The organism is Brevibacillus sp. HB1.3, assembly GCF_013186635.1.
Taxonomy (GTDB): Bacteria; Bacillota; Bacilli; order Brevibacillales; family Brevibacillaceae; genus Brevibacillus; species Brevibacillus brevis_D.
In genome coordinates this window covers 495128-507957 of sequence record NZ_JABMIT010000002.1, presented here as the reverse complement: position 1 = coordinate 507957, position 12830 = coordinate 495128, and the positions used below count along the sequence as shown (strand labels likewise).

The window sequence follows — 12830 nt, the reverse complement described above, 5'->3', positions numbered from 1 at the left end:
AGCCTTTGTTCAAATGGTTGCCTCAGGTTTACTGAATAGCAGTAAACCATTGTCCACTTTTGCGACAATTCGGTTCTCTTGTTGAAGTTCTTTTAAATAAGAGCGGATAATCGAGGTAGTCAAACCGTAGCGGTGCAAGTCATCTTCAAACGCATACTTTTTCATGACCTTTTGGACTACCTGTTCGAGAGTGCTTGGCTGCTCATGAATCCACGCTTCAAGAAAAGCAGAGGTGTCTTTCATAAGGGTGAGATGCCTGTTAATTAGTCCTGTGACTGTCTTGTAAGGTCCGCCATGGTACAGCACATAAGCCTTCGATTTCATCATAGAGAGCTTCTTGAAGCTTCTTCTGGCAGCCTTCAGATCGTGAAAAAAAAGCAGCTCCTGCTTGTTCAATGTTTTAGGACCAAACAAGGCATCGCCGCAGTAAAGGACATGATCAGGGGTAATAATGCCGACCATTCCCGGCGAATGTCCAGGTAAGGAGACGATTTTGAATGGAATGGTATGGACGTGAAAGATACCATCGGTCGATGGAAGATAATCCGTTACGAGCGCACGTGTATTCTCTTTGTTTTCATCAGGCTTCGTATCAGACCCTCCACCTGCGTCGAAAACCAAAGGCTCGAGATGCGGATTTTCGATGATATAGGATGCTAGATGTGTCGCATAGATGCGTAGATTGGGGAACCTTTTTATCAAATAGGGATTGCCACCGTGGTTAACAGCGTGACCATGTGTATGAACAACGGCAAGGATTTGATACCCTCGATCGCTGATTCTCGCGCATACTTTCTCGATGACAGTGGTATTCGGGCCGCTATCAATGCAAACAGCAGTTTTGCTGGACCTATCCAAATAGACGCCGATCCCGTATTTACCGGAGACCACATAACTGTTGCCGGCCACTTCGATCAATTCCAAACGAGCCATATCCCTTACTCCTTCATTAGATTCAGGTTCATATGTGGATGATCTTGGTGACATTGCCGATACGTACCTTTACGGAGTTCGGTACAAAGGGAGGCTTTTTAGGTGCAGAAACTCGATTAGCGAGCACTTTTTTCTGACTACGCACTTTTACCACGTTTGTTACAGGCTTGGGACGCTTGGTTTTGCTTTTGTTTTTATCGGGAGTAGGGACGGACGCAGCCTGTGTTAATAATGGGGGTTTTTGACGTACTGATTTCCGGCTTTTGGCTGTATCGATGCGTGCTTTGTTTGCGAGCAATGGAGGGGTTGGCGTAGGCACAGGTGGAACGTCAAGCTGTACAGGTTCCTCTTCTCGAATATCTCCTTCTATCTCCAATTGCATCGGCTCGTCGTAGTGGGAATCCTCTTCCGGTTCTATTGAGTAAAAAGCTTGTAATTGCCGCAGATGATTTTCTATCAAGGTGGCTATTTGGTTATGTGGAAACCCCCATGCCTTTACCAATTCCGATAACTCGGCTATCGCAGCAAGGACATGTGTGTACATTTCACTAGTGGAATGGAGAGGGGGACGCGACTCAAAAAGGAAGCTGTGAGCAATCTGCTTATTATGTATGTGGGTATGCAGTCTGACCAGCAGATTGGTCATCGTTGAGATTTGGTAGCCAAACAGCATAAGCTCGTAATCCTTGGCATGATGAAAGCGGGATTCCAATCCTTTGACTAACTGGACGATGGAATAGGTCAGCTTTAGAACGGTTTGGTCATCGATACCTCTGTTCTTCATGGCAATTGACCTCGAATTCCTGAAATGATTAATCGTTAATAATCGATGGTGATGTCATCCAATTCATCCCCGAAATCGGATTCTTCCATCTCAAAATTTGATTTAAGCTCCACAGGGTACATGTGAATGGCCGCATCCAGCTTTTTTAACAACAGCCACTCAGCCATCAGGACCGAATCCAGAATCGAAATGACTGTACGATTAAAGGTGATGATCTCATCATTGGATGGGTTGTTGGGGAAGTCCAGATTTTTGCCAACGAAAGCAAGGGCTTTGTCAGCTTCGGCGTTTAGCAATCTGGACAAGGCTTCTTCCTCTAAGGCAATCGATTGCAGCAAATGACTCAAAGCTTCTTTGCGCGTAGGCACATCATATGAAGGAACTTTATCTTGTAAGGTCATCATCATCCCTCTTCAATAAAATTAGGATCTCTTGAAAAGCAGTGTGAGTAGTAAGGGTTATTCTTTGAAGCAAGGAAGGTCGGGGATGTCAGGGGTGTCAGGTGAGTCATCGTGATAATGATGGATCTCCATCTGCTCCAGCTTAAGAATGTCCTCCAGCCTGAATTGCAAGAGCATCTCTGTCTTGATGACATTGCGCAGCATTCGTTCAACACTGTTGTTTAGGGCAAGCGCATCATTGATCGAGAGGGATTGCTCCTTCGTGATTTTTTGGATCTTTTGCCCCTCTGCATTAATAAGGTGAGAAAGTCCAATTTCCTCGAGCGCAATGGAGGTCAGAAGCAGATTTAATACTTCATTTCGCTTCAATATGATTTCCGGTGTTATATTGGGGACCGTGGGCATTGACATCGTTATCTACATCCTTTGTTTGTATGACTTTGTATACAAAATAAGACTTACCCGAAATAGAAGGCGTACGTAAAAACGATAGGATCGTCACAGGATCGCGTAATTGGTAGTGAATAAACGGAATCTTCCTCGCAGTACATGTTATGTAACCGCGATCTTAATATGACAACTTATCGTACTCATCGACAAGGAGGCAAAACCTGAGGGCTGTTGCACAAAGGACATGAGTCATGCGCTATTCCAGCAAAAGGTCCGAAACCCAAGGAAATGGCGGCGTTCTGAAAGAAGCAGTCCACTCATAGAGTAAAGGGGGGATAGACTACGATCTCAGTGATGTGTGTAAAAGGAGATGAGCAGCATGTCTGAGGCGCCCAAAATTTCCTTATGTATGATTGTAAAAAACGAAGAAGAATGCCTTCACAAGTGCTTGGAAAGCGTGAAAGATCTTGTGGATGAAATGATTATTGTAGACACGGGGAGTACGGACAACACCGTAGAGATATGCAAGTCATTCGGAGCGGTCGTGCATTCGTATGAGTGGCAGGATAACTTCGCAGAAGCGAGAAACTTTGGACTGGAAAAAGCAACGGGCGACTGGATTTTGTGGATGGATGCCGATGAGGAAATGAATCTGGAAGACAGCAAGAGCTTGAAGGAGCTGCTTCGCGGTCAAGAAGATTCTCTTTTTTATATCCATCTAATTAATTACATTGGAGATGAGATAAATGAAGACGATGCTTTTCATATCGCTCACTCACGTTTGTTTCGCAATGGCATCGGTTTTCGCTTCCATTTTCCCATCCATGAAACGCTCAACGTAGAAGAGGTTCTTCCCAATCTGACCGAAGATCTCCACATTCAAATCTTGCCTGTACGGATATACCATTACGGCTACATGAATGAATGTACTGGCAGAAAGAACAAGTTCGAGCGCAATATTGGGCTACTCATGAAGGAACTGGAAAAAGAGGACCACTCTCCATGGATTGAGTATCATCTTGCCAGTGAATTCTCACGTATCCAGGAGCATGAGAAAACGTTCAAGTTCGTGAATCTGTCTATTATCGGGTTTCTCGAAAACCATATGATGCCTCCTTCGCTTCTTTATAAGCTCAAATACTCCACGTTGATCTCGATCGGCAGTGCTGAAGGAGCGTGGCCAGGAATTGAAAAGGCAATCGAGATGTATCCGGACTACGTTGATTTGCATTTGTATAAAGGGATCATTCAGTATTTGAAAAAGGACTATAAACGTGCTTTGATGACGTTTGATCACTGCTTGGAGCTAGGGGAGAGCAATATTCGGCATCTGACCTTGAAGGGATCGGGAAGTTTTCACGCCTGGTACTACAAAGGGCTTTGCTACGAAGGTTTGGATCAAGTGGAGGAGGCTGTGACCGCTTATCAGACGACATTGGCAATGGCGGAGAATCATGCGCCTGCCAAGGAAGCATTACAGAAGCTGTGCTCGACGACTGAAGTAAGTCATACGTCAAACAACAAATAGCATTGTGGCGAAAAGCTGTTTACGTCGATGGTTCAGACGTAACGGCTTTTTTTCGTAATGGCAGAGCATGAACAAAATGACGTTAATCATTTTTATTACGGTAAAAGGTTTAATAAACATAATGTTTCATTTGCGGCAGCGGATTGTTACAATAAAAAACGCATTTTATCGGTAATAATAATCATTATCAACCATAATGAGTGAGGGACAAAAAATGAAGCGAACAAACGGAATGAAACGTCTTGGCTATATGCTTTGGACGCTTGCACTGGCAGGTACGGTATTACTGACTGGGTGCGGCAGCGCAGAGCAAAAACAGCCAGCAGCAGGTCAAGATAACGCGAAAACTGCACAAAAGCGCATCGTAAAACACGAGCTGGGCGAAACGGAAATTACCGGGGACCCGAAAAGAATCGTCGCGCTGGAGTACTCCTTTGTAGACGGACTATGGGAGCTGGGAGTGACGCCTGTAGGAATCGCGCAGGAGAAGGATAAGGACGTAGAAGGATTGATCGGCAAAAAAATCGAGTATACCCCTGTGGGGACTCGCCAGCAGCCGAGTCTGGAGGTCATCAGCTCGTTGCAGCCGGATTTGATTATCGGTGATTTGAATCGCCACAAGGACATTTACAAGGATTTGCAAAAAATCGCACCGACGATCATTTTGAAAAGCCGCAACTCGACGTATCAGGAAAACCTGAGCTCGTTTGTCACGATAGGGGAAGCGCTGAACAAGCAAAAAGAAGCAGAGCAGCGCCTGAACAAGCACAAGGAGATCATCGCAGAGTTTAAAAAGAAAGTACAAGCTGGCGATTCCCGCAAAGTCATGCTGGGAGTATTCCGAGCAGATTCGTTGTCTGCACATGGTGCGAAATCGTTTGATGGCGAATTGCTCGAAATGATTGGAATCAAAAATGCAATTCAAGACACACCAGAGCCAACGGTAAAAATCAGTCTGGAGCAAATGGTGCAGTGGGACCCAGATGTGATTTTTCTGGCGGAGGCTGACGACGCGCTGTTGAATGAATGGAAGCAAAATCCGCTCTGGAACAATATCACCGCAGTCAAAAATCAGGAAGTACACAAAGTAAATCGTGACCTCTGGACGCGCTATCGCGGACTGAAATCCGCTGAACGCATTGTGGAAGAGGCAGTGAACCTCTTATATAGCAAGGAAAAATAACATACGATGCAAATTCCGGAAAAGACCGATCGCTGATTTGGTCTTTTCCGTGTTCCTGCACGTGGTAGTAGATCGAGGTGGCTTGTATTGCAGAAAACAACGACACGACAACGAAAAAGTACCTTTGTCCTCATTGTGATCGGCTTGGTAATCCTCTTGCTGATCGGTTTGTTGCTGAGCTTGTTTACCGGAGTAGCTTCGCTGCAGATTCGATCATTAGTGACGCATTGGTTATCGGGAGAATACTCCAAGGAGCTTTTGATTTTTCAAACCATCCGCGTTCCAAGAGCCGTGCTGGGAGCCATCATTGGGGCGAATTTGGCTGTGGCAGGCGCCGTGATGCAGGCCGTTACCCGCAATCCGCTGGCATCCCCGCAAGTGTTTGGCGTGAATGCGGGGGCTTGTCTGGTGGTCGTACTTGCGATTGTGCTTTTACCGGATATCGGGAAAGCCAATCTCATTTATTTTGCATTTGCTGGAGCGATTCTCGGGGGACTTGTGGTCTTTGGTTTTGCAGCTTCCCGCGGGATGACCAATCTCAAGATCGCTTTGGTAGGAATGGCCATCCACCTGCTGCTCACCTCCATTACGAAGGGAATTATTATTTTTAACGAACAGATCTCGAATGTATTGTATTGGTTGTCTGGCTCCATTAGCGGAGCGGCTTGGGCGGATGTGCAATTGATTTTGCCATGGTCGATAGCGGGACTCCTGCTGGCGATCTGGCTGTCCGGCTCTTTGTCTGTGTTTCGACTGGGGGAGGAAGTCGCGATGGGGTTGGGACAAAAAATCGCCCGTGTCCGACTGCTGTCTTATGTTGTTGTCGTTATTTTGGCAGGTGCCTCTGTTGCTGTCGCCGGAGCTGTTGGGTTCGTCGGACTGATGATACCGCATATCGCAAGGAGGCTCGTTGGTACGGACTATCGCGTCGTCATCCCTGTGTCTGCACTTGGTGGTGCTGTCTTGGTGACCTATTCCGATGTCCTGGCTCGCTTGATTTCCTATCCGTTTGAGTCTCCTGTAGGAATTGTAACGGCTCTTCTGGGAACCCCGTTCTTTCTGTACTTGGCGAGAAAAAAGGGGAGGGAAATGGTATGACTTCGCGAAAAAACACCCTGCTCCTGATGGGCCTCGGTGCCTTAGTCTTAGTGGCAGCATTGCTTAGCATGGGGATCGGTCCGATCTTTATCGGCCCTGATCAACTCATTCGAGTGATTATGGGCGAAGCTTCATCGCTTACGTTTATGATTGAAAACTATCGATTACCGCGGGCGTTGCTCGCGATTCTTGCTGGAGCGGGCTTCGCGATTGCTGGTGTGATTTTGCAAGGAATGATCCGGAATCCGCTGGCATCACCGGATGTCGTAGGGGTAACCAAAGGTGCGGGCTTGTTCGCAGTTGTGGTCATCATTTTGTTTCCGACCGCTTCACCACTTCTCCTCCCAATTGTCGCATTTTTGGGAGCACTGGCGGTAGCGATTGCCCTTATCTATTTCGCTCGGAAAAGCGGTGCACAGCCAACTACGTTTGCCTTGGTTGGAATGGGAGTAGGGGCGATCTGCCAAGCGTTGACGGAATTCATCATGGTGAAGTATCCGATGCAAGCTAATGATTCTCTTGTCTGGTTGGCAGGGAGCTTGTGGGGGAAAGGCTGGGATGAAATTTACGCTTTGCTGCCGTGGCTGCTCGTATTCATTCCCATTAGCTTTGCCCTGTATCGAAAGCTGGACATTATTAGTCTGGATGAAGGGAGCTCCACCGGGCTTGGACTGAATGTCGTGCGAACACGCTATATGCTCTTGCTGCTCGCCGTTGCGTTGGCGGGCGCATGTGTAGCGGCGATTGGCTCAATCGGCTTTGTGGGATTAATTGCGCCACATATGGCGAGAAAGCTGTTCGGTCATCAGCATCGTTATCTGTTGCCAGGTGCGGCGGTTCTGGGAGCGTTGATTCTCGTCATTGCAGATGCATTGGGGAGGGGACTGAATCCTCCGTTCGAGATTCCCGCGGGTATCGTGACGGCGGTCATCGGTGTTCCGTACTTCTTGTATTTGGTGCGTCAAGAGAAGAGAAAGTAAAAAAGAATCCCCTCCGAGTAGAGTGTACCACCCACCGTTTTGTGGGCGGACTTTTTACACTGTCTACTCGAAGGGGATATTAGCAGCCTAGGTTTTTTTCAATGTCCACATTTCCCTTTTTACTCTTGTTTAAGCCATGCGTTAGCCAATGTCATGGCCCCACGTGCTGCTTCCGTATTTGCCAAATCATTAAGCATGACGAAATCGTGGATGATTCCTTGGAAACGTACCGTTGTTACAGGTACACCAGCCTCACGAAGTTTATTTCCATAAGCCTCCCCTTCATCGCGCAATACATCTGCTTCCGCTGTGATAATTAATGCCTCCGGAAGTCCTTTCAACTGTTCTGTCGTTGCACGCAAAGGGGAAGCAGTGATTTCCGCTCTTTGTTTCGGATCGGTTGTATATTGATCCCAGAACCATTGCATGGCGTCACGACGAAGGAAGTAATTCTTGGCAAACTGATGATAAGAAGGAGTATCAAATGACGCGTCCGTTACGGGATAGAATAGCAGTTGCTTGTTAATTTGTGGACCTTTCCGTTCTTTCGCCATGAGAGTAATAGCTGCTGTCATGTTTCCGCCAACACTATCCCCTGCTACTGCCAGTTTTTCAGGGTTCATGCCGTACTGTTTTCCATTCTTCGATACCCACTCCAATGCTGCATAGACTTCTTCGATCGCAACAGGGTACTTTGCTTCCGGCGAGAGGCTATAGTTGGTAAACACGACTGCGGATTGGGAACCAACTGCAAGTTCACGTATCAATCGGTCGTGCGTATGCTCGTTTCCGAATACCCAGCCAGCTCCATGCGTGTACAAAATTACGGGGAGGTTTTGAGGGGCGTTCTGCGGCTTCACAATCCTGATGGACACAGTCCCTTTTGGCCCTCCGTTAATGGTAAGGTCTTGAATATCAACAGGTAATTTCTTAACAGGACCAGACTGAACCTGATCCACGGCCTTTCTCCCCTCTACTGGTCCAAGATCGAATAAATAGGGAGGGTTAGCTGTTGCGTCTGCGAATTTTTGAGCTTCAGCCTCGAGCACTACTACTTTACTTTCTACTTTATTTTCCATTTTCTTTTCCAACTTTCCTTGTTTTGTTTGTTGAGAAGCATCTGCGTGTAAGAAGGTAGTAACACTGTAACCGCCAACCAGTAATGTGAGCGCAATACCAGAAAGTAATGCTTTACTCTTGTTCATGAACAAATTCTCCCTTGCATTTTTTTACATGAGTTGAACTATTCTTGTATTTGGTTTTGTAAATTAAGTTTTTTATAAATTAAATTGCACACAACTTATTAGGTAGCGATATAACTCGAATATCCGGTCTCTGTCAAGCGCTTTACAAACCCGAAGCATTCTACTTACGGGCCCTTTTGTTTAGATGACTCTCAATTCAACTTGCATGTTGCCGTTGCGAGTTGCTCTTGAATACGGACATACTTGGTGAGCCTCTTCTACCAATTCCTTTGCTGTGTCTTGGTCAACGCCGTTTACTTTCACCTCCAGAACCGTGTGTAATTGGAATCCGCCCTCCGCATCTTTTCCAAACGAAACGTTAGCCGTAACCGTCGTACTCTCCAGCTTGATCCGTTTTGTACGGGCAACGAGGTTCAGTGCTCCATCGAAGCAAGCTGAATATCCAGCTGCAAAAAGTTGTTCAGGATTAGTGTAAGCACCGCCAGGTCCACCCATTTCCTTTGGAGTGCGAATTTCAAGATCAAGTACGCCATCGGACGATTTCACTACTCCGTTCCGTCCGCCAGAAGCAGTTACAGAAGTTGTATAAATTGGTTGCATGAACACTCTCTCCTTTAATTGTTTGCGATTATATTGTACGCAATTTAATTTACCACTCACTTAAATTCTTGTCAACATGAATAGCTATTTAATTTCGCGCTATTAAATTTGACATTACTTACCCTGAACGTTATGATTCTTTCAAAATATGCTATATCGGAGTGGATTTTATCCATGAATAATGATGAATTTCTACAACTAAAGAATCAGCTTTGTTTTACCGTATATGCACTGTCCCGTGAAATTACTCGTATGTATCGCCCCTATCTGGAAGAAATGGGCGTAACCTATCCACAGTATCTTGTTCTGCTCGTTTTATGGGAGTATGGCGACTGTACAGTAAAAGAGCTTGGAGAACAGCTTTACCTAGATTCAGGCACGTTAACCCCACTCCTGAAACGAATGCAAGAATCAAAATTGGTCACACGAGACCGTTCGAAAGAGGATGAACGAGTTGTCGTGATTCGCTTGACAGAAAAAGGACAATCTCTAAAAGAGCAATCCTGTAAACTGCCAGAAGCTTTATTAAATAATAGTAGGCTCGATCCTAAGGAATTTAGTGAGCTTCTCCAAAGTAGCCAACTTCTGCTTACGCACATCCATCATTCAAACGAAGCCGTCAATTCCAAAAGATAACGTTACTTTTTAAAGGAACGGACCGTGAATACCAATTTACTAAGAAGAGCCTGACCAGTGATGGTTGGGCTTTTTTCCTGTCCTGAAAATATTTATCCAATCCTTGTAAGAAAAAAACCGATAAAAAGGTATGAAAATGTGGATTGGAGCTTTGACATCGTAAGTCCAGCGCATTGAGGAAGCCATCGCTTTAGTCCTTCATAAATTGGCGTGCAGCTGATCATCCTACTACTGACAGCTCATTCCCGACGATTTCCTTTCATGGTAAACTGTCATGTAAGTGTCATGCTTTATCCATTCTGTCCTACTAGGTGGTACATACATGCGGTCTATATGGAAGATATACAAAACAGACTGGATTAACATTTTCAAGGTCCCGACTGGGATTTTTCTAATCATCGCCATCATTCTCATTCCTTGTTTATACGATTGGATCAACATCAAATCAGTATGGGACCCTTATGCCAATACGCAAGGGGTCAAGGTAGCGGTGACGAGCGAGGATCAGGGAGCTACGGTTGAGGATAAAAAGGTCAACATCGGAGAGGAGCTCATAAAGAGCTTGCATAACAACCAGAAACTAGGGTGGACCTTTGTGGATAAAGAAGAAGCCAGAAGGGGTGTGGAGCGGGGCGATTACTATGCCAGCATCCTGATCCCGGCTGACTTTTCCGCAAGAATCACGGGAATTGTTCATGGCAACCTGAACAAGCCCGAAGTGATCTATACGGTCAATGAAAAAGTGAACGCCGTCGCCCCCAAAATTACCTCGTCGGGAGTTTCGGCGATTGCCAAGCAGATCAACGAGAGTTTTACGGAAAGCGTCAGTGAAGCCTTGCTAACGAAGCTTACAGAGATCGGCATTAAAATCGAAGAGCAATTGCCGACCATCCGTAAAATCGAGAGTGGCGTTTTCCAACTGGAAAAAAGCCTGCCTGAGATTCATGCCGCAGGGCAAAAAGTACTGGAGATTGAGAAGAAACTTCCCGAGATTCACGAGAAAGCGCAGATCATTCTGGAAGTGGAAAAAAGAATCCCTGAGATCAATCAAGCAGGGCAGGCCGTCCTCAAAATTCAGCAAAACTGGCCGAGAATCAATGAGGCGGCGTCTGTCATTATCGCGATGGAAGACAAGCTGCCTGTGATTGAGCAAGCCGTCGGACGAATTGAAGAGCTGGATCAAAATTTTGATAAGGTCGCAAACGCAGTGACTACGGCCACAGAAAAAGCGAGTCGAGCCATTGAGATCGTTTCGGCTGCGCAACAAGCGTTGCCGCGTATCGCGGATCTGACTGATAAGGGCGCGTCTGTTGCCGATCAGCTCAATGACTTTTTTACGAAGCATGACGGTGCTTTTGAAACGATTGCACCGCTGATCAAGCAAAATCTCATCTTAGCCCAGCAAGCATCGGATGCGCTCACACAACTCACAGACAAGCTGTTGCAAATCAATCCGGATCGCCTGCCTACTGCCAGTGAGGTAAATGCCGTGAAAGACAGGTTATCCAGAGCTGCAAATGTTTTGGGGCATACCGCATCGCTTGTAGAGAAAGTAAACAGTTATCTTCCTGGGCAGCTATTGAGTCATTTCGCAGAGAGGCTGCGCACGATTGAGAACAGAATGAACCGGCAAATCGAGATTCTTGGCATGATTGCAAGCGCGATTGAAAACGGCAAGCAGCCTGCAAAAGATTTGGTGGAGAGTCTGAATCAGCTCTCGAAAAACACTAGCGCGGAATTGGGAGACATCCTGTCCCGTTACGATAGCGAAATCGTTCCGAAAATATCCGAGGGCATTGACAGGCTGAAGGTGATCACAGGAGAAACTGCCGATCTACTGCATAAGGCCCAAGAAAAGCTTCCGGATGTCGAAGCGATTCTCAAAGAAACAAAGACAGGATTGGAGCTGGGATTGGCAGAATTGAAGCGAATCCAGCAGGAGATGCCGCAAATACGGTCACACGTCCACGAGCTTGCAACAACACTCAGAAGCAAGTCGGATGCTTTTGCAAATGCCATTCGCGTAGCAGCGCCATTCTTGAAGAGCAATCTTCCTGCCATCGGGAAAAAGCTCAACGAGGCAGCGGCATTTGTCCAGAACGATTTGCCCAAAGCGGAGGCGGATTTGACCAAGCTGGCGGATTTTGTGCGCTACAAGCTCCCGGAGGTGGAGACAGGAGTCCATAGAGTTGCCGCATTGGTCCGCGATGATTTGCCTAAGCTGGAGAGTGCCATTGGGAAGGCCGCCGATAAGCTGAGAGAAGTGGAAGCGAACAACAATTTCGCCGACCTTGCCAAGCTATTGCGCGGCGACATAAAAAAAGAGAGCGAATTCCTCGCAAGTCCCGTGCAAATCAAGGAAAATCGCCTATACCCGATTCCGAATTATGGTTCGGCCATGTCGCCGTTTTACGGTGTGCTGTCTCTCTGGGTAGGTGCGACCTTGTTGATTTCCCTGCTGAAGCCGAATCCGGAAAATCCAGGCGGAGTGTACAAGCCGTATCAGTTGTACCTTGGCCGCTTGGGAACGTTTGTGACAATCGGGCTGCTTCAGGCGGTATTCGTCACGCTCGGTGATATTTACATCCTCGGGGCCTTTGTAGCGGATAAAGCTCCGTTTGTGTTATTCGGTATGCTGGTCAGCCTGGTGTTCGTCACGATTACGTACACGCTCGTGTCCGTCTTCGGCAACGTGGGTAAAGGTATAGCGATCATCTTCATGGTATTCCAATTCTCCAGCTCGGGCGGTACGTTCCCGATCAGCATGACCGCGCCATTTTTCCAAGCGCTGAACCCATACATGCCCTTCACGTATGCGATCAGTCTGTTACGTGAAGGGGTGGGCGGCATCCTCTGGGAAACGGTGATCCGCGATATACTCGTCCTATTCGGCTTTATTGGTATCAGCCTGTTTGTGGCGCTCGCGCTGAAGCGTCCGTTGAGCGGAATCATTGAAAAGTCGATGGAGAATGCGAAGAAGACCAAGATTATTGGGTAAAGGAAAGGTTACACGGAAGTTGATTGGAATTAGCAGGGTGTCCTCACGTAGATATCACTACTGGAGGGCACCCTTTTTTAAGGACAAGTGATTT

Annotated in this window: 12 protein-coding genes; 6 read left to right on the top strand and 6 right to left on the bottom strand. The window is 46.7% G+C overall.

Annotated elements, in window-relative coordinates; all coding sequences use genetic code 11:
• Nucleotides 1-9: 9 nt before the first annotated feature.
• Genes HPY31_RS06950 through HPY31_RS06935 form a run of 4 tightly spaced genes read right to left on the bottom strand, consistent with a single transcriptional unit; the run spans nt 10 to nt 2529 of the window.
• Entirely contained in the window at nt 10-933 is a 924-nt protein-coding gene (locus HPY31_RS06950) for an MBL fold metallo-hydrolase (protein ID WP_172139578.1), read from the bottom strand.
• A gap of 28 nt (nt 934-961) precedes the next feature.
• Nucleotides 962-1717, bottom strand: a complete 756-nt coding sequence (locus HPY31_RS06945; protein ID WP_172139576.1) for a hypothetical protein — start codon at nt 1715-1717, stop codon at nt 962-964.
• Nucleotides 1718-1752: 35 nt separating this feature from the next.
• Nucleotides 1753-2118: an alpha-helical endospore appendage domain-containing protein gene (locus HPY31_RS06940; RefSeq protein ID WP_172139890.1), complete on the bottom strand. Its 366-nt coding sequence runs from the start codon at nt 2116-2118 to the stop codon at nt 1753-1755.
• Between the two features lie 57 nt (nt 2119-2175).
• Complete coding sequence (locus HPY31_RS06935; RefSeq protein ID WP_172139574.1) at nt 2176-2529, bottom strand: alpha-helical endospore appendage domain-containing protein; 354 nt, start codon at nt 2527-2529, stop codon at nt 2176-2178.
• 358 nt (nt 2530-2887) lie between these two features.
• Here HPY31_RS06935 and HPY31_RS06930 point away from each other — a divergent pair, with 358 nt between their 5' ends.
• The 4 genes from HPY31_RS06930 (at nt 2888) to HPY31_RS06915 (ending at nt 7297) form a co-directional block, all read left to right on the top strand.
• Nucleotides 2888-4036 carry a glycosyltransferase gene (locus tag HPY31_RS06930; protein ID WP_172139572.1) on the top strand — a complete coding sequence of 383 codons (1149 nt, stop codon included), beginning with the start codon at nt 2888-2890 and terminating at the stop codon, nt 4034-4036.
• Nucleotides 4037-4250: 214 nt separating this feature from the next.
• Entirely contained in the window at nt 4251-5219 is a 969-nt protein-coding gene (locus HPY31_RS06925; RefSeq protein ID WP_172139570.1) for an ABC transporter substrate-binding protein, read from the top strand.
• A gap of 87 nt (nt 5220-5306) precedes the next feature.
• Nucleotides 5307-6317: a FecCD family ABC transporter permease gene (locus HPY31_RS06920; protein ID WP_172139568.1), complete on the top strand. Its 1011-nt coding sequence runs from the start codon at nt 5307-5309 to the stop codon at nt 6315-6317.
• Nucleotides 6314-7297 carry a FecCD family ABC transporter permease gene (locus tag HPY31_RS06915; protein WP_172139566.1) on the top strand — a complete coding sequence of 328 codons (984 nt, stop codon included), beginning with the start codon at nt 6314-6316 and terminating at the stop codon, nt 7295-7297. The genes HPY31_RS06920 and HPY31_RS06915 overlap by 4 nt, the downstream gene beginning before the upstream one ends.
• Before the next feature lie 119 nt (nt 7298-7416).
• On the opposite strand, the gene HPY31_RS06910 is transcribed toward HPY31_RS06915, so the two are convergent.
• Entirely contained in the window at nt 7417-8376 is a 960-nt protein-coding gene (locus tag HPY31_RS06910) for an alpha/beta hydrolase (protein ID WP_172139888.1), read from the bottom strand.
• Nucleotides 8377-8682: 306 nt separating this feature from the next.
• Complete coding sequence (locus tag HPY31_RS06905) at nt 8683-9102, bottom strand: organic hydroperoxide resistance protein (protein WP_172139564.1); 420 nt, start codon at nt 9100-9102, stop codon at nt 8683-8685.
• 174 nt (nt 9103-9276) lie between these two features.
• Between HPY31_RS06905 and HPY31_RS06900 the strand changes: the two genes are divergently transcribed.
• Nucleotides 9277-9738, top strand: a complete 462-nt coding sequence (locus tag HPY31_RS06900) for a MarR family winged helix-turn-helix transcriptional regulator (RefSeq protein ID WP_172139562.1) — start codon at nt 9277-9279, stop codon at nt 9736-9738.
• A gap of 322 nt (nt 9739-10060) precedes the next feature.
• Nucleotides 10061-12736: a YhgE/Pip domain-containing protein gene (locus HPY31_RS06895; protein ID WP_172139560.1), complete on the top strand. Its 2676-nt coding sequence runs from the start codon at nt 10061-10063 to the stop codon at nt 12734-12736.
• Nucleotides 12737-12830: the final 94 nt, after the last annotated feature.